Annotated in this window: 17 protein-coding genes; 6 read left to right on the top strand and 11 right to left on the bottom strand. The window is 46.5% G+C overall.

All coding sequences use genetic code 11. The features are described from left to right. Window positions 1–2 precede the first annotated feature (2 nt). Both DBR02_RS24600 and arsC read left to right on the top strand, forming a co-directional pair. Window positions 3–1,292: an arsenic transporter gene (locus DBR02_RS24600; RefSeq protein ID WP_000922628.1), complete on the top strand. Its 1,290-nt coding sequence runs from the start codon at window positions 3–5 to the stop codon at window positions 1,290–1,292. Window positions 1,293–1,304: 12 nt separating this feature from the next. Beyond that, on the top strand, window positions 1,305–1,730 hold the full coding sequence (arsC, locus tag DBR02_RS24595) for a glutaredoxin-dependent arsenate reductase (RefSeq protein WP_000065802.1): 426 nt from the start codon (window positions 1,305–1,307) through the stop codon (window positions 1,728–1,730). A gap of 59 nt (window positions 1,731–1,789) precedes the next feature. Here arsC and DBR02_RS24590 read toward each other — a convergent pair whose 3' ends face one another. The 8 genes from DBR02_RS24590 to DBR02_RS24540 form a co-directional block, all read right to left on the bottom strand. Next, window positions 1,790–2,617 carry a universal stress protein gene (locus DBR02_RS24590; RefSeq protein ID WP_001066652.1) on the bottom strand — a complete coding sequence of 276 codons (828 nt, stop codon included), beginning with the start codon at window positions 2,615–2,617 and terminating at the stop codon, window positions 1,790–1,792. Window positions 2,618–2,635: 18 nt separating this feature from the next. Next, on the bottom strand, window positions 2,636–4,114 hold the full coding sequence (locus DBR02_RS24585) for a SulP family inorganic anion transporter (RefSeq protein ID WP_000927306.1): 1,479 nt from the start codon (window positions 4,112–4,114) through the stop codon (window positions 2,636–2,638). Between the two features lie 491 nt (window positions 4,115–4,605). Next, window positions 4,606–4,881, bottom strand: coding sequence for a hypothetical protein (locus tag DBR02_RS24580; RefSeq protein ID WP_000864986.1), 276 nt, complete (start codon window positions 4,879–4,881; stop codon window positions 4,606–4,608). Between the two features lie 140 nt (window positions 4,882–5,021). After that, a complete protein-coding gene (locus DBR02_RS24575) occupies window positions 5,022–5,219 on the bottom strand; it encodes a hypothetical protein (RefSeq protein WP_001371914.1) in 198 nt (65 codons plus the stop codon). A 986-nt stretch (window positions 5,220–6,205) separates the two neighbouring features. Then, window positions 6,206–6,463 carry a hypothetical protein gene (locus tag DBR02_RS24555; protein WP_000637193.1) on the bottom strand — a complete coding sequence of 86 codons (258 nt, stop codon included), beginning with the start codon at window positions 6,461–6,463 and terminating at the stop codon, window positions 6,206–6,208. 73 nt (window positions 6,464–6,536) lie between these two features. Continuing rightward, the gene (locus DBR02_RS24550; RefSeq protein ID WP_001005009.1) at window positions 6,537–6,851 is read right to left on the bottom strand and encodes a hypothetical protein; all 315 of its coding nucleotides are present in this window, start codon (window positions 6,849–6,851) and stop codon (window positions 6,537–6,539) included. A gap of 47 nt (window positions 6,852–6,898) precedes the next feature. Next, window positions 6,899–7,795 carry a hypothetical protein gene (locus DBR02_RS24545; protein WP_000975181.1) on the bottom strand — a complete coding sequence of 299 codons (897 nt, stop codon included), beginning with the start codon at window positions 7,793–7,795 and terminating at the stop codon, window positions 6,899–6,901. 2 nt (window positions 7,796–7,797) lie between these two features. Beyond that, a complete protein-coding gene (locus tag DBR02_RS24540; RefSeq protein ID WP_031942328.1) occupies window positions 7,798–8,313 on the bottom strand; it encodes a thermonuclease family protein in 516 nt (171 codons plus the stop codon). Window positions 8,314–8,527: 214 nt separating this feature from the next. Between DBR02_RS24540 and DBR02_RS24535 the strand changes: the two genes are divergently transcribed. The 3 genes from DBR02_RS24535 to DBR02_RS24530 are packed head-to-tail and all read left to right on the top strand — an operon-like array spanning window position 8,528 to window position 11,525. Then, window positions 8,528–9,955 carry a DNA cytosine methyltransferase gene (locus tag DBR02_RS24535; RefSeq protein WP_000833382.1) on the top strand — a complete coding sequence of 476 codons (1,428 nt, stop codon included), beginning with the start codon at window positions 8,528–8,530 and terminating at the stop codon, window positions 9,953–9,955. Between the two features lie 60 nt (window positions 9,956–10,015). Then, a complete protein-coding gene (locus tag DBR02_RS26815; protein WP_000220758.1) occupies window positions 10,016–10,183 on the top strand; it encodes a hypothetical protein in 168 nt (55 codons plus the stop codon). Window positions 10,184–10,205: 22 nt separating this feature from the next. Then, on the top strand, window positions 10,206–11,525 hold the full coding sequence (locus DBR02_RS24530; protein WP_000078514.1) for a DUF1173 family protein: 1,320 nt from the start codon (window positions 10,206–10,208) through the stop codon (window positions 11,523–11,525). Window positions 11,526–11,804: 279 nt separating this feature from the next. On the opposite strand, the gene DBR02_RS24520 is transcribed toward DBR02_RS24530, so the two are convergent. The 3 genes from DBR02_RS24520 to rcnR form a co-directional block, all read right to left on the bottom strand. Next, a complete protein-coding gene (locus DBR02_RS24520) occupies window positions 11,805–13,010 on the bottom strand; it encodes a hypothetical protein (protein WP_001572381.1) in 1,206 nt (401 codons plus the stop codon). Further along, complete coding sequence (locus tag DBR02_RS24515) at window positions 13,007–13,825, bottom strand: DUF4942 domain-containing protein (protein WP_044704764.1); 819 nt, start codon at window positions 13,823–13,825, stop codon at window positions 13,007–13,009. The genes DBR02_RS24520 and DBR02_RS24515 overlap by 4 nt, the downstream gene beginning before the upstream one ends. 465 nt (window positions 13,826–14,290) lie before the next feature. Continuing rightward, a complete protein-coding gene (rcnR, locus tag DBR02_RS24510) occupies window positions 14,291–14,563 on the bottom strand; it encodes a Ni(II)/Co(II)-binding transcriptional repressor RcnR (protein WP_000019951.1) in 273 nt (90 codons plus the stop codon). A gap of 122 nt (window positions 14,564–14,685) precedes the next feature. On the opposite strand from rcnR, the gene DBR02_RS24505 reads away from it, so the two are divergent. Next, window positions 14,686–15,801: a nickel/cobalt efflux protein RcnA gene (locus DBR02_RS24505; protein WP_001572377.1), complete on the top strand. Its 1,116-nt coding sequence runs from the start codon at window positions 14,686–14,688 to the stop codon at window positions 15,799–15,801. The last annotated feature ends 139 nt before the right edge of the window (window positions 15,802–15,940 follow it).

Here is a 15,940-nt window from a genome sequence, read left to right as displayed (position 1 = left end):
TGATGTTACTGGCTGGTGCTATCTTTTTATTCACGCTCGTCCTGGTTATCTGGCAACCCAGAGGGCTGGGGATTGGCTGGAGTGCCTCACTGGGCGCAATTCTGGCATTGCTGACTGGCGTCGTTCATCTGGGGGATATTCCGGTGGTCTGGCAGATAGTGTGGAATGCGACCGCCACCTTTATCGCCGTGATCATCATCAGTCTTCTGCTCGACGAATCCGGCTTCTTTGAATGGGCCGCGCTGCACGTTGCCCGTTGGGGGAATGGCCGGGGGCGGCTGCTCTTCACCTGGATCGTCCTGCTTGGTGCGATGGTTGCGGCACTGTTTGCCAACGACGGTGCGGCACTGATCCTGACACCTATCGTTATCGCGATGCTGCTGGCGCTGGGATTCAGCCGGGGAGCAACCTTAGCGTTTATCATGGCCGCAGGGTTTATCGCTGACACGGCAAGCCTGCCACTGATTGTCTCAAACCTGGTGAATATCGTCTCGGCGGATTTCTTTAAGCTTGGTTTCTCAGAATATGCCGCCGTGATGGTCCCGGTTAACCTGGCCGCGATTGCGGCTACGCTGGTGATGCTGCATCTGTTTTTCCGTAAGGACATTCCCGCCGTTTACGACGTTTCTCTGTTGAAAGAACCGAAAGACGCTATACGTGATGTGAATACCTTTAAAACCGGCTGGCTGGTTCTGGTGTTGCTTCTGGTGGGATTCTTCGGACTGGAGCCGCTGGGCGTACCGGTCAGTTTGGTCGCAGCCGCTGGTGCATTGCTTCTGTTTGCTGTTGCGAAAAAAGGGCATGCCATTAACACCGGTAAGGTGCTGCGTGGTGCGCCCTGGCAAATCGTTATCTTCTCGCTGGGGATGTACCTGGTGGTCTACGGCTTACGAAATGCCGGTCTGACCCACTATCTCTCTTCCTTGCTGAATCAGCTGGCAGAGCAGGGATTGTGGGCGGCAACGCTGGGTACGGGCTTCCTGACGGCCTTCCTGTCATCAGTGATGAACAATATGCCGACCGTGCTGGTCGGGGCGCTGTCGATTGATGGCAGCACAGCGACCGGTGTTATCAAAGAAGCGATGATTTACGCCAACGTCATCGGCAGCGACCTGGGGCCAAAAATTACCCCTATCGGCAGTCTGGCAACGTTACTGTGGCTGCACGTTCTGTCGCAGAAAAATATCAAAATTACCTGGGGATATTACTTCCGGGTGGGCATTGTCATGACAATCCCCGTGCTGTTTGTCACGCTTGCAGCACTGGCGCTTCGTCTGTCTTTCACTTTGTAATGAGATACTGATATGAGCAACATTACCATTTATCACAACCCGGCCTGCGGCACGTCACGCAATACCCTTGAAATGATCCGCAACAGCGGTACAGAGCCGACCGTTATTCATTATCTTGAAACCCCACCATCACGAGCTGAGCTGGTAAAACTCATTGCGGATATGGGGATCACGGTACGAGCGCTGCTGCGTAAGAATGTCGAACCTTTTGAAGCGTTAGGGCTGGCGGAAGACCGCTTTACTGACGAGCAGTTAATCGATTTTATGTTGCAGCACCCTGTTCTGATCAATCGCCCTATCGTGGTAACGCCGCTGGGTACCCGGCTATGCCGCCCTTCTGAAGTCGTGCTGGATATTCTTCCCGATGCGCAGAAAAGCGCGTTCACGAAAGAGGACGGTGAGAAGGTAGTTGATGAAAAAGGTAACCGGCTGAACTAAACGTGTTCTTGTGACGAAGGGCGAGAGAACTCGCCCTTTTTTATTTAAGATAATCAGTGCTAACGGAGGATAAGAAGCGGTTGTTGCGTCTTTTGCAGCATTTCGGAGGTATGACTACCGATAAAGAACTGCCGCAACCTGGAATGACCGTAGGCCCCCATCACTATCAGATCGACAGCATTTTCCTCGGCGTAACGAATAAGCGCGTCCCCGACTGATTGCCCGGTAAGATGTGTTGTGCTGTTTTCTATATCCGCGTCACGTAAAATTTGCTGTGCGGTCAGCAGCTCTTCCTTCTTACCGTTTACCATGACAAGGTGGCACTCCAGCCCCCTGAGTAAGGGACTCATCGTCAGACGTTCCAGGTTACTCCTGCTTTCTTCACTGCCATCATAAGCCAGCATGACTCTGGAAGGCACTGAGTAGTTCTCCGGAACAACCAGTAGGGGTTTCTTTTGCAGACGAATAACGCTTTCCAGATGAGAGCCTACCGGATGCTGGCTACCCCGACGCCCCAGCACCATGAGACGAAGGTCGCTCAGCTCTGCCAGAACTTCATCCGGTGTACCGTGTTTTTGCATCAAAAGCACATCCGGGCTTCCCTGTTTTTGAAGCAGTTCAGCACAACTTTCCAGTATTGCTTTCCCCTGGGCCATCAGCAGGCGATTACGTTGCCCTTCAATTTCTACCAGCTCATCGGTCAGCAATTGCTGACTGTCTATGCCGAGAGTGCCGGTCAGGTCTGACACTACCGGGGTGCTGTCTTTTTCGATAACGTGCAACAGTGCTAGCTGTGATTGCAAAGTGCGGGCTGCCCACGCCGCATATTCACACACTGACCGCGTTGAAAGTGAACCGTCCACACAGGCTGTAACAGTATTATTCATAGTTTTCCCTCCAGTCTGTTAATGACCGCCCATCAGTTTTTCGACTTCTTCAGGTTTATCGTGAACACCAAACCGGTCAACGATGGTGCGGGTGGCTTCATTCATCCCACGTATTTCAACCCCGGCGCCCTCTCTACGGAACTTAATGACCACCTTATCCAGGGCGCTGACGGACGTGATGTCCCAGAAATGGGCATGTGAAACGTCTATCACCACATTCTCAATCGCTTCACGGAAATCAAAGTGGCTCGTAAAGCGGTCTGCTGATGCAAAGAATACCTGGCCGGTGACGGTATACGTCCGGCTCGTCCCCTCCAGAACTGAGGTTACACGCATGAACCGGGATACTTTAGTGGCAAAATTGAGCGAAGCAATCAGTACACCGGTCAGCACACCGAAGGCCAGATTATGTGTTGCCACCACAACCGCGACGGTGGCAAGCATGACCACGCTGGTTGAAAGGGGGTGTGTCCGCAGGTTGGCAATGGAGCGCCAGGAGAATGTCCCGATGGAAACCATAATCATCACCGCGACCAGCGCTGCCATCGGAATTTGGGAGACCCAGTTGCGCAGGAACACAATCAGGCAAAGCAGCACCACGCCCGCCGTGAGGGTTGAAAGTCGTCCGCGTCCACCGGATTTTACGTTGATAACAGATTGCCCAATCATCGCGCAGCCTGCCATTCCTCCGATAAAGGATGTGCAGATGTTCGCGATGCCCTGAGCTTTGCACTCCCTGTTTTTGTCGCTTGGCGTGTCGGTCATGTCATCCACGATAGTGGCGGTCATCATCGACTCAAGCAGGCCAACCACCGCAAGCCCCGCAGAATATGGCAGGATGATGAGCAGCGTCTGAAGATTTAAAGGCACGTCCGGGAGCAGGAAGACCGGCAGACTGTCGGGAAGTTTCCCCATATCCCCGACGGTTCGCACATCCAGATGCAGCCACATGGCAATCCCAGTCAGCACCACGATGCACACAAGCGGTGAAGGAATGGTTTTGTTGATATAAGGGAAGAGATAGATGATCCCCAGCCCTGCCGCAGTCATGGCATAAACATGCCATGTCACATTGGTCAGCTCAGGCAACTGGGCCATAAAAATCAGTATTGCCAGTGCATTAACAAACCCCGTGACCACTGAGCGTGAAACAAAACGCATCAGCCCGCCAAGCTTCAGATATCCGGCTATCAGCTGGAATACCCCGGTCAGTATGGAGGCAGCCAGTAAATACTGTAAGCCATGATCTTTCACCAGCGTCACCATCAGGAGAGCCATTGCACCGGTGGAGGACGAAATCATCGCCGGACGTCCGCCAAAGAAGGCCATAACGAGAGGAATACAGAACGCCGAGTAGAGGCCCACCTGGGGATCAACACCGGCGATAATGGAAAAGGCGATCGCTTCTGGAATGAGTGCGAGCGCGACAACAATACCGGCCAGAACGTCACCACGGACGTTACCCAGCCAGTCCTTACGCGTCGAGGACAGCAACATAGTAATTTCTCAGTTTTTAGATACAGTCAGCCCTGGAGGGCTACATTTTTACGTACGGTAAAGCACATCCGCAGACGGGATGTTATTGAGTGCGTGCTGAGGCTTGCTCAGTACGACAGAGGAAGGAAAAACTCAGGGTGGCGTAATACGCATAGCGGTTGTCAGATTCTCCATAGCGGATGTGTATATATTGTCGGCTCTGTTGTCAGGAAGAACTTACAGAACACGTCGCGTTTGAACATGAAACACTTCAAAGCAGCCCAATACTACAAATAAAGCGAATACGGGGTCAACCCAACAAGGTACTCAAACGAAGAGGTTAAGATGCGATTTTTATCCAGGAATTCAATATTATCAAAGGACATTTGAACTTTGCCCCACCCCGGACATCTCTACTTAGCTTTGACATAAGTTATTGATTCATATGTGGTTATTTTTTAACATTTACGTTTCACGTACTGATAGATTGCCTTTGAAGCCAACGCTGACCGTCATTCATCTTGATCAGGAATTTGGGCATCTTCTAAAAACACCTTTGTACGGTAATCATCTTTCCAGCCTAACCAAACTGAATCTTCACCACCGGAAGAAACAACTTTACGGTTTCCTGTGAGATTATCAGCCTGTTCTAAGCATATTGACTGCATATCAATGAGCAAATCAGCTTCTGCGACTTCCGTGCCGCCGATCGTTTCATAGCCGGAAATCAGAACAATTGCCTCAGGGTCTCTTTCGTTCAGCATGGCGATCAACTCTTTCACTTTCATTTTAAGATACCAGTAGTTTATTTGTGTGCATTGCTGATGGATTTTATAGTGCTGCCGACCTTTTTCAAGGTGCTTCCGTTGCTTCCAACGATCATGCTAACGACCTTGTTGTCTGACCTGGTATTGCCGTGGTCATCCTTTTAGAGAAATGCTCCAAAGATCAACATGGCGGCATAGGTTTTCCAGCTTGACCAATCAATCGTGGAACCAAGCAACAGATAGAATGCCAGGGCTACCAGCCCCAGCTTTACTACTAGCGCGATTATTATGGTGAAGATAGACTCATCGCGTTCGCCTTTAAGTATTTTATACCGCGTAATTAAACTGTCGTTTTTCATGTAGCATCCGTTATAGTTATTAAAGTCCTGCATTAGAAGTTGTTATTTGCCGAAGTTACCTTGTATGAGTTAACTGTGGATCCAAAAATACAAAATATAAGCTGTGCCAATTGAAAGGATTAGAAAAGCACAGTTACTAATAAAATCTACTAATGCTTGTAGCTTCTTTATTCTCACAATTGCTGGACCGTGTTCAGTAGAGGTACTACTCAGCCCTTTTGTTCTGGCACTCTCTGCTTTTCTGAAAAAATTGTAATGCAATCCTGACCGCAAGCAAAACCATGCCAAACCAGTCGTTATTACGATATTTATGTAGAAAGCATATTGAATCATTTGTTCAGTTTCGAAGCTTTCCATTGAAAACCCTTTGTTGAAATGTTGAATAAAATTATTTTTAGTAAATGTAAGCAATAAATAGAACGAATATTAATAGTGAAAGATGCAATGCCAACATCTGCTTATGATGCCTTATGAGGATTTCTTCCTTCGCATTCATTAAATCGTACATCTCATCAATATTTTTATTGCTGGTATATTCGAGACGTTCATCACGAAGTAATTTGAACTTTACCAATACGACAAGTGATTTAATAATAAAGCTCGTAAGCATAACAGTTATAGACAAAAATAAAAAATAGGCCAAATTCATATATCACTCCATGGAGATTAATAGAAAAATTTATAATAAGTAATCTCATAGAGCATTACTTGAATCTTCTTCCCATACTAAGGACTCACCGAGAAACTTAGTTAAAGATGATTTGGCATACTGTGGTTCGGAAAAAAAACGTGGGAACCAGCCGTCAAAGCTTTGGGTACCATTGTGACGATTTTCAGGCGAGACTGATAAGCGGTACCCGTCTTCGTAAGGTGAAATGCTAAATGTGTATCCATCATCTGTCTTTGAGATCAGCGTTTTGCATGTCATATGACTGTTTGCTCACAAAGTTACTTTTCTAAGATATCGAAAAGTGTGGATTAGATCATCATTCAGATAGTCTTTTCATCACAAACTTTCCTGCCCACATTATCACAATTATAAAGGTAATAAAACCGATCTGCTCCCAACGTAAATTGGTTTGCTGTTCGGAATCATCCAAATGAATTGCATAAATGTAACATCCGAAGGTAAGCGTGAGTGGAACAACAAGCATCCCTACCTTTTTAGTAATATTTCCAATAAACCACCAATAAAGAACCCAGGAAATAATAGAAGAATAAAAAATTGCTTCTGAAACTATCATATGTAACCTCTTGAATTAGTCGATGCTGTGGGTAAATAAACCCGGACCGTCAAATGATGCAATTGCAAAATATTTAGTAACCATGAATCCTTCGGTTATCTATTTCAGCCATGTATGCAGTAGGCTTTTTTAAGAGATAGATTGGTGAAACGACATTCGTTTTGACTTTATAAGCCAGAATGAAAACACCTGCGGAGCTTGCCATAAGTACCGCAAGAAGAATAGATACCGTTAACTCCTTTGGTGTTTGTATCACCGAAAGAAGAAACAATGCGCTTATGGCTGCAAAAATCCAGCAATATAATGATGCATCCATAAAACCAGCTACAACACTCGATCCAAAAAAAAACCAAAATAAACTTATTAAGATTACTGAGTTTTCATTCATGTCTGTTCCTTGTTATTACTAATTATATTATGCTTTATAGTTGACCGTCAGACTACCCACGGGTTTTGACGAACAAAGTCACGCACTCCATTTATACATGCTTTTGAGATGACTTCAAAATAAGGATGGTTTGATGGAATCATATTCCCGGTATTATCAAGAAGCATAATAGTCCCTAAAGACCGAACCAGTTGATATTCATTGAGCTTACGCTTTAGCAAAGTTTGCAATCTATAAATTGTCTCACCGGAACTGTTACCTTCGATACCTACAACAGAGACCGTACAGTTCACTTCCTGATTATCAGATTGATAATCGAACCAGTAATTTTCGTTGCAATTTCCTTTTTGCGCATGCTCAATTTTGCCAGGCCATTTTACCCATAAAGAAGAGTTGTTTTTAGATCGTAAGATCTGCTTCAGCGTTTCCAATGGATTTTTTTCATCAACCTCAGACCAGGCCGAAATAAATTCTTTCTGCATTGCCTTAGGGTCTATAACGGCAATGAAATCAAATTCCTCTTTATTGATAGAGTTGGCTCGATCTTTGAGATAAAACAGACCGAGTTTATATCCCTTTTCACTTTTCCAGTTTGCTCCCACAGGCTGATAGTCTGTATTTATAAACGGTTTGAAAGTGTGAGTGTCGGGAGAAAAAATTACTGAGGGTGCCAGCACCCGGCCTCGGTATCGTATTGGATTTACAAATATTTTTTCCCCGTCACATAACATTTCAATAATTGCTTTTGTCACAACTACTGAAATAGAAGGTCTACATGTATTTTGATTTATTTCCCCGAGGTGCGCCAAACTTCCATCCTCACTCTTCAACACCTTTGTAAGGCAAGTCGGGCAATACTGTTGATCTCTATAATAAACAGGCATGGTTAGACGACCGGAATCGTTTAGTACCAACTGAAGTAACGGATGAGGCTCTTTCATCATGGTTATTTCTTCCCTTTCACCTTTCTGGGCTTTTCGTTTGCCTGTCTCCACTGCCATGGTGGGACAGGGTTGGTGTCTGCCCATAACCCTTTTGCCTCCTTTTGTGCTGCGGATTCATATTTGATATAGCCAGGGACAATGGCGTTATCTTCGAACCGATAAACCCACGCATATCCACTGTCCACCATAGAGGCATTGATATCATATCCATCTAACCAGATGGTACCTAACATACGGCCATAGATATCCGTACCATGGTCTATCACGGTAACGATTTTAGTTGCTATAGCTGTGGTTAAGGCCTGTTTTGCTTTTTGGCCAAAAGCCTGTTTAGATTCAGGAGCGTCTATACCATACATCCGTATTTTGATGGTTGTGTTTTGAGCATCCAACGCAGTTATGGTGTCACCGTCAACAATCTTAACCACCTTTGCCTCAAAAGTTGTTGAGTTCCCCCAGGACGCCACTGGGAATACAACAATCATGATGGGCAAAAGTAACTTTGTTAAAAAAAACATCATTTCACCTTGATTTGTTGAGTACAGACATGTATCCACAAGCCTATTTACAGGCAGTATTTTAACAAGTCATTATTTCATGGGCGGGCTTAAAACCAATCTTTTTGCAACTTAAAGGCAGAATAATCACAATAAATTTAGAACCTGAACCAAAAAATAATCCAAATTAAGCGTGTTAATCTATCTCAAAGATATTATTCCTGAGAGAGTTTGGATGAAACGTTACACTCATGATCTTGAGACAGACCTGAATGATGTGGATAAAACACCATCTCTGATCCACAAAACTTTGTTAACAGCTTCGACCATTTATGACCTGAAATATCTGGCTCAGGTATTAAATGATGAAAATGGCAGTAATTGGTCCCGTGCATCCCTTAAACGTCAGGTTACATGCATACCTGAGCATTGTGAGCTGAGTATCGCAGATGGACGCTATCTACAGACTTTAATACCTTCACGACCTGCTGATTATGAGGACAGGCACTTTAGCTTTATCGATCTGTTTGCAGGGATAGGTGGACTGCGAAGCGGATTTGATGCCATCGGTGGTAAATGTCTTTTCACGAGCGAATGGAATACTTATTCCAGCCGTACTTACCGGGCGAACTGGTATTGCGATGAGAACGAGCACCGCTTCAATTCAGACATCCGTGACATCACTCTTAGCAACCGGCCCGAGGTTACTGATGACGAGGCATACAAATTTATCGATGCCTCTATCCCGGATCATGATGTTCTTCTTGCGGGATTTCCATGCCAGCCATTCAGCATCGCCGGTGTCAGTAAAAAGAACTCTATGGGTCGCAAACACGGTTTCGAGTGCGACACTCAGGGTACGCTCTTCTTTGATGTGGCCAGGATCATCCGGGCAAAACAACCTGCAATTTTTGTTCTGGAAAACGTAAAAAATCTGAAGAGTCACGATAAGGGTAATACCTTTAACATCATCATGAAAACGCTCGATGAGCTTGGCTACGACGTCGCAAACAGCGAAAGCACGGGCGCGGATGATCCTAAAGTCATCGATGGCCGTCATTTCCGACCCCAGCACCGTGAACGTATCGTCCTTATTGGTTTTCGCCGCGACCTACGTCTGAAAGACGGTTTTACTCTGAGAGACATTAAAGACTTTTATCCGGACAAGCGCCCTTCTCTCTCAGATTTACTGGATCCGAGCGTAGATAGTAAATACATCCTCTCCCCTAAACTCTGGGAGTACTTATACAACTATGCAAAGAAACATGCGGCAAAAGGCAATGGTTTTGGTTTTGGACTAGTAGATCCTTCCAATGTTAATAGTGTCACCAGAACCCTCTCAAGCCGCTATATGAAAGACGGATCTGAAATTCTTATTGATCGGGGCTGGTCTCATGAACTGGGAGAAACTGATTTCCATAACACATACAACATGGACCGTCGGCCACGCATGCTAACGCCACGTGAATGCAGCAGGCTAATGGGCTTCGATAAACCCGGGGAAAGTGTTTTCCGTATCCCTGTGTCCAATACACAGGCTTACAGACAGTTTGGGAACTCCGTGGTCGTTGATGTCTTTGCGGCCGTCGCCAAACTGCTGAAGTCACGAATTGAATTTGCAGCCTCCCAGCGCTTGCGGCAGTTTTACGACGAAGTCAGCTGACCTGAGCTCCTTCATCAATTTAAATGCTTAAGATTGTTGTAATAATGTCAGAGGTCAACCATGACGTATTTCGAATCAGCTGAAGGTGAGACGGTATCTAAAGAACGAGCATTACAAGAACTGTCCAGGCATTGCGTTCCCGAAACAGATTTCGAAGAATTCTTTAGCGACATGGGCGTAAAGGAACAGTATGACGCTCAGGAAGTGTTGCTCTGGTTGGGATATTAAACTTCCTGTTTAGGAGACTACTATGAGCCAAAAATTCGCAGTGATGATTGCTTACGACGACGATCCAAACGTCAAAAGGTATTCACCTGACTTTCAAACGCAGGATGAGTTTGCTAAAGGGTGGCAGTCGGCTCTTAAAAAGGCACACCACACCTCAGGTCAAAAATCAGTCATCACCTGCGGATGTCGTGGAAAAGGAGAAAAGCGACTTTATGTTCGTGCTTTACCGAACGGTGATGCCTTTATTCTCGTCAAAGCCGCTAACACGGGCATTGAGCATGATCCTTCCTGTGTATTCTTCTCCCTTGATGCCCGGCATACCGGCCTGAAAGGATATGCGAGTGGTGTGGTCCGGATTACAACCGAAGGTGATATGGCTGTAAGGCTCGGTATCGGTATGACAGAGAAAGATCCTCCTGAAAAATCAGAAGTGCCTCCCCTGCCCCATGTTCAGCGACCAGAAGGAGGTCAGGCCTCAATGACCCTCCTGGGCTTGCTTAGTCTTTTGTGGACAGAGTCTGGTCTGAATGTCTGGTACCCGAAAATGGCAGGGAAACGTAACGATTCACTGGTACGGTATCGTCTGCTTGAAACCGCTAAACAAATTCGTACCGGCAGAGCCTGCATAGGTGACCATTTATTCATTGGTGTACCTGACCCGAAACAACCTGTCGCTCAGTCGCAAATTCAGCGTCTTTCATCACAGGCGATGAGTGATAAACGTCTCATGCTCCTGTCAGTTTTACCTCGCTACGATGCTGAAAAGCATGAGAAGCCACTTAAATTTTTACCCCTGCGGAATTTTGGGGGGCTACCGCTGATTTTTTTCAATTCAGAAGTCCATTGGGATAGCGTAAAGAAACGATTTTCATCGGAGTACGCAGCATGGAAATCCGGGGCGAAAATAGTTGTCTTTGCGTTGACGTCACCAGCTGCGGTAACCGGCAGAGGCCCTTCTGTAAGAGCTCATCAAATTGTGCTGATGCACGTTAGCGAGAACTGGATACCTCTGGACTCCTCCTATGAGGCGGTTGTTGCAGAAAAGCTGGATGCAGAGCACCGGCAGTACGTTAAGCCCATGCGTTATGATGCGAGTATTAGTGAGGTGTTCCCTGACTTCTACCTGCTCGACACAAAAAGCGATAAGCCGTTCCCGATGGAAGTATTTGGTATGGCCACTCCTGCTTATCTGGCCCGAAAGCAACTCAAAAAAGATTATTACAACCGTGAATATGGGCCTTATGGATGGTGGCACTGGGATGCGACCACAGCATCTGAAACTATGGTGCTGCCTCATTTTCCAGAATCACGCAAACCTCTTTCAACTGACACACCTGCTTAAAATGGAGAAAAAATGTCCTACATGCTTTCGCTAAGCGAACAGACAAAACTGAACGCTTTCCTGTCAGGGATCCTAGATGATTACAAGACTGGGGTTATCACTCAGATACAAGCTGTTGGTAGAATCGGTAACGTGTTTTCTGCTCTGGAAAGTGGAGACTCAAAAAAGGTAGTGCATTTGTTGACTGAAGGACGAAAACTCCTGCGGACGGGCTGAATGTCCGCAGAAGTTCTTATGTGCCAGGGGATGCAGAGAAGTGTATCAACCTGGCTTCATTTATCATGATGTTTTTCTGCTACGCGGCTGTTTTGACTTTCCAGTACCTCCCCCTGCCATTGCACCAGTTAATGTATCAATGGTGCCTTTCAGGGATTCTGAGATTGTTTTCTCCGCCTCCAGGGTAGCTTCCAGCTTCATTACTTTGGCCTGGAGCGTTTTGAGTTCATTGCTTTGTTCAGCCACTTCCGCTTCATAGCCCTGGCTGACCAAAGTTACTTTATTCAGGTCGGCGCTCAGCGACTCGTTTAGTTTATGGAGTTCAGTAAGCTCGGCATTCACCGCCACCAGGTCACCCTCTTTCCCGGACAGTGCACTTTTCAGCTCAGTACAAAGGTTCTGTGCAGCAATCAATTCCTGTTCAAACCTGTCCCTCTCTGCCTTTGTATCTGACACAGTCTGACTTAACTGGTCGCATTGTCTGGAAAGACCGGCGTTATCAGAACGCTGCGTGTTGATCTCTTCGTTCAGCTTTTTTTGATATTCAAGGTGACCAGCGATCTCTGTTTTACGTTCAGCCAGTTGCTGGGAGAGTGAGTCATTTGACTGCTGTGCGAGGCTCAATTCATGCCGTGTGCTATCTAACTGGTGATGGCAGGTTTCGAGTTCTGCTTCGGCAACATTCAGCCTTGTTTCTAACTCCTTGACGGTACTGTCCCGGATCTCTAATCGACCCTGTAGTGCCTGATTCTCAAGTTTCAGCTCATCCATATCGGTAGCGCTTTGCTCAAGCCGCTGTAACAGCTGCGTTACCTCCTCCTCCAGCTGCATGCTACGTGCTTCAGCTTTTTTAACACTATCATTCTGTATTGCGGTATAGCTTCTACGGTAGTGCCAGGTGATGTACGAGATAATATCGCCGAGTGCAACCTTTACCTCATCGGGTATATCCAGGTAACGGGCCTCTTCAGGAACCTCTTTAACATACTTCTGGTACTCCGCGAACATCTCCTGTGACCTTGCAAACGAGCCGCCAACAGCGTTTCTGAGCCAGTGAACTTTGAAGCTCAGATCGATATTTTCCGGGTTAATTTCTTTCTCTTTGCACAGACGTTCGATTGCATTGAAGTAATCGATCATCGCGATAGATGAGTACCTTGAACGACCCATTTCCTTTGATTTTTCAGTGGATTCGCTGCGGATGTCATTCTGCACCTCTGGCGGGGTAGCATCGTTCAGGCTTTTTTCTTTATCATTTTCAATCATCATTTTTTTCCTGCGGCCGGAAGCTGGTTTGCAAAATATATGCTGATAAGATCGTTCAGAGCATTCAGAAGCGAGATACTGTCGATGCAAATATGAACGTTTCCATTCTCAAACAGGCGACACCGCCAGCCATTCTCATCACTGAACTCGCCTGTGAATTCTGTATTTCTCATGGCCGTCAGCCTGTCGACCATACTCAGCCCACCGCCGGTTGCAGGTGTTGGAGTATCAGAACAGATGCATACAATATTCTCAAAGTCGCGTAAACAAAAGTGATTGTCCTGCGAGAAACCGTTGTACCTCAGCACGTTCACACCAGGAAAAATCCCCCGAAGAACAAGCTTTTTTGGCATTGTATATTGCCTGGCATTGCTTTTGAAACTTCGGTCAAGCTTGTTGAGAACATCAACGAAACCTTCTGCAAGGGTGTCTCGTCTGTTAGCCAGTGCATGCTGTAATGTTCCCTTAACAATCTCCAGGGAAGCGACGGGCGGATCCGTACGAAGGGATTCGTTAAAGGCTTCTTTTTGCTTATGGTTCCAGTACCGGTCCATACCTGTTTCTTCAAAGAGCCTTTTCCACGTTTTACGGTCAATTTCCTTACGCCCCTCCTCGATGGTGCGATCCAGTGACGACGGAAGACCAAATGCGTTGGGCTGCATAATTCTGCTGGTGAAGAGAGAGAGACCGCACAGTTCCGACGCTTCCGAGATTAACCGCATCCCTTCTTCGAATTTCTGCATGGCCATATCCCGGGCGCTGATGAGCTGCCCTGTCCGGCTCGCCGGTACTGGCTCAGAACCCTGGTTTTGAGTCATTTTACACTCCATTTTGGTATGTCAGAACATTTTGATTTGAGCAAAGGTAGGTGTACACAGACATTAAAGTTGTCTCCTTTAACATGAAAAAGACTTTAAAGTTGTCTACTTCTTCAGATAGACCTACTTAACAGGATACTAAGTAGGTCATCTCCTTTCTCGCGTAGCATCTCTCGACGTTCACAGCAGAGGACACGTTTCAAAATGTCATCCAAAATTTTTTTCCATTATCTGACGTTGGGTGATTTTGATGGTCAGCGAGTAGAGGCTTTAACAATGTGGGTTGCCCTGAGCAAAGTAAGGGAAGTAGATGTACCAGAAATGTACGCGTTGCCTTGCATGAAGGGGGGCATCTTAAAGCTCATTGATTAAACAAACTCACTATGCCGCTACAAACAGCCCAAAACCGTCACTTGATAACGTGTTATTTAGATAAATTAATGCTCAGGGCTTTTAGCCAAACTGTCACTTGATGTAAGAATCCAGAACCTTCAGCACAACGTCCAGGTCTTCTTCTCGTTTCTGTTCTTCACTTTCATGAACAATATGTTCAGTCAAATGTCCTTTAATCACTTCACGCAATAAACCATTCACGGCACCACGTATGGCGGCTATTTGTTGCAGTACAGCGGCACATTCGTGAGGTTCATCAAGCATTTTTTTCAGCGCAGCAACCTGCCCCTGGATCTTGCTTGTACGTGCTTTCAGTTTTTGTTTATCGCGGATGGTATGTGACATGTGGGCTCTCACTCTCCTGGATATTTTATGTAACTATACCAGCGTTATTCTACTGGGGGGTAGTATATTTTACTGGGGGGGAGTAGAATCCGGCCTACACTTAATAACCAAGAATGATTCTCATGAACGAATTTACGACACTTCTTCAGCAAGGCAACGCATGGTTTTTCATCCCCAGCGCCATTCTGCTTGGCGCGCTTCATGGACTGGAGCCCGGGCACTCCAAAACAATGATGGCAGCATTCATCATTGCTATAAAAGGCACCGTACGTCAGGCCGTGATGCTGGGTGTCGCGGCAACATTGTCGCACACTGCAGTCGTATGGCTGATTGCTTTTGGAGGGATGTATATCAGTAATAAATTTACCGCAGAATCAGCCGAACCCTGGCTACAGATGGTCTCTTCAGTGATCATCCTTGGTACGGCTTTTTGGATGTTCTGGCGAACCTGGAGCGGTGAGAAAAACTGGCTGGAGGGAATGCAGGAGAATGAACATCATCACCATGACGAAACAAGGTTGATCGATACTGGCCATGGAAAAGTTGAACTGTCCATTTTTGAAGAAGGACAACTTCCCCACTGGCGGCTACGCACTCTTAGTGGCCAAAGATGGGCTTCTGAAGATATCTCATTAACCACACTTCGGGAAAACAGTACGATCTCTCAGACTTTTGAATTTGTTGATCATGGTGATTATCTGGAGTCAACATCTCCCATCCCTGAGCCTCACAGTTTCAACGTACGTCTGTCTCTGGGACATCGTGGTCATGTCCATGACTATGATGTGGCGTTCGCTGAACACGACCATGACCATGACCACTCTGAGCTTGATGGGCTGGATGTGAATTCGAAAGAGTATCAGGACGCTCACGAACTGGCTCATGCCAATGACATAAAACGCCGCTTCGACGGGAAAGAAGTAACCAACGGGCAAATCCTGATATTTGGACTGACAGGAGGGCTTATCCCTTGCCCGGCAGCTATAACTGTATTGTTGATCTGCCTTCAGCTTAAAGCGCTTACGCTGGGTGCCACACTGGTTGTTTGTTTCAGTATCGGCCTGGCATTGACCCTCGTAACGGTTGGAGTGGGTGCGGCGATCAGCGTTCGTCAGGTCGCCAAACGCTGGAGTGGCTTCAATACCATCGCCAGAAGAGCCCCCTATATTTCAAGCGCCCTGATTGCTGCTGTTGGGATTTACATGGGTATACATGGCTGGAATGGGCTGGTGCATTAACACCGGTACTGATGACACACACTCTGGGTACTTACAAAGTACATCCTAAGCGCCACCGTTGAGGTTATGAGCAGAAAAACCCGGAATATAAAGCTGCTCTTTCCGGGACTTGTTGCTGAGGCAGGGATTAAGTAACTGA

Origin of the sequence: Enterobacter cloacae complex sp., assembly GCF_900322725.1 — a bacterium.
Taxonomy (GTDB): Bacteria; Pseudomonadota; Gammaproteobacteria; order Enterobacterales; family Enterobacteriaceae; genus Enterobacter; species Enterobacter quasihormaechei.
Note: the sequence above shows the minus strand (reverse complement) of the source record. Positions and strands in the feature narration are given on the sequence as shown.

Bases quoted from the DNA above. Each gene is read 5' to 3' on its own strand.
- DBR02_RS24550 (WP_001005009.1), bottom strand. From the start codon at position 6,851: ATGAATGAAAACTCAGTAATCTTAATAAGTTTATTTTGGTTTTTTTTT.
- DBR02_RS24530 (WP_000078514.1), top strand. From the start codon at position 10,206: ATGAGCCAAAAATTCGCAGTGATGATTGCTTACGACGACGATCCAAAC.
- DBR02_RS24555 (WP_000637193.1), bottom strand. From the start codon at position 6,463: ATGATAGTTTCAGAAGCAATTTTTTATTCTTCTATTATTTCCTGGGTT.
- rcnR (WP_000019951.1), bottom strand. From the start codon at position 14,563: ATGTCACATACCATCCGCGATAAACAAAAACTGAAAGCACGTACAAGC.
- DBR02_RS24585 (WP_000927306.1), bottom strand. From the start codon at position 4,114: ATGTTGCTGTCCTCGACGCGTAAGGACTGGCTGGGTAACGTCCGTGGT.
- DBR02_RS26815 (WP_000220758.1), top strand. From the start codon at position 10,016: ATGACGTATTTCGAATCAGCTGAAGGTGAGACGGTATCTAAAGAACGA.
- DBR02_RS24540 (WP_031942328.1), bottom strand. From the start codon at position 8,313: ATGTTTTTTTTAACAAAGTTACTTTTGCCCATCATGATTGTTGTATTC.
- DBR02_RS24515 (WP_044704764.1), bottom strand. From the start codon at position 13,825: ATGACTCAAAACCAGGGTTCTGAGCCAGTACCGGCGAGCCGGACAGGG.
- DBR02_RS24575 (WP_001371914.1), bottom strand. From the start codon at position 5,219: ATGAAAAACGACAGTTTAATTACGCGGTATAAAATACTTAAAGGCGAA.
- DBR02_RS24590 (WP_001066652.1), bottom strand. From the start codon at position 2,617: ATGAATAATACTGTTACAGCCTGTGTGGACGGTTCACTTTCAACGCGG.
- DBR02_RS24535 (WP_000833382.1), top strand. From the start codon at position 8,528: ATGAAACGTTACACTCATGATCTTGAGACAGACCTGAATGATGTGGAT.
- DBR02_RS24505 (WP_001572377.1), top strand. From the start codon at position 14,686: ATGAACGAATTTACGACACTTCTTCAGCAAGGCAACGCATGGTTTTTC.
- DBR02_RS24520 (WP_001572381.1), bottom strand. From the start codon at position 13,010: ATGATGATTGAAAATGATAAAGAAAAAAGCCTGAACGATGCTACCCCG.
- DBR02_RS24600 (WP_000922628.1), top strand. From the start codon at position 3: ATGTTACTGGCTGGTGCTATCTTTTTATTCACGCTCGTCCTGGTTATC.
- arsC (WP_000065802.1), top strand. From the start codon at position 1,305: ATGAGCAACATTACCATTTATCACAACCCGGCCTGCGGCACGTCACGC.
- DBR02_RS24545 (WP_000975181.1), bottom strand. From the start codon at position 7,795: ATGATGAAAGAGCCTCATCCGTTACTTCAGTTGGTACTAAACGATTCC.
- DBR02_RS24580 (WP_000864986.1), bottom strand. From the start codon at position 4,881: ATGAAAGTGAAAGAGTTGATCGCCATGCTGAACGAAAGAGACCCTGAG.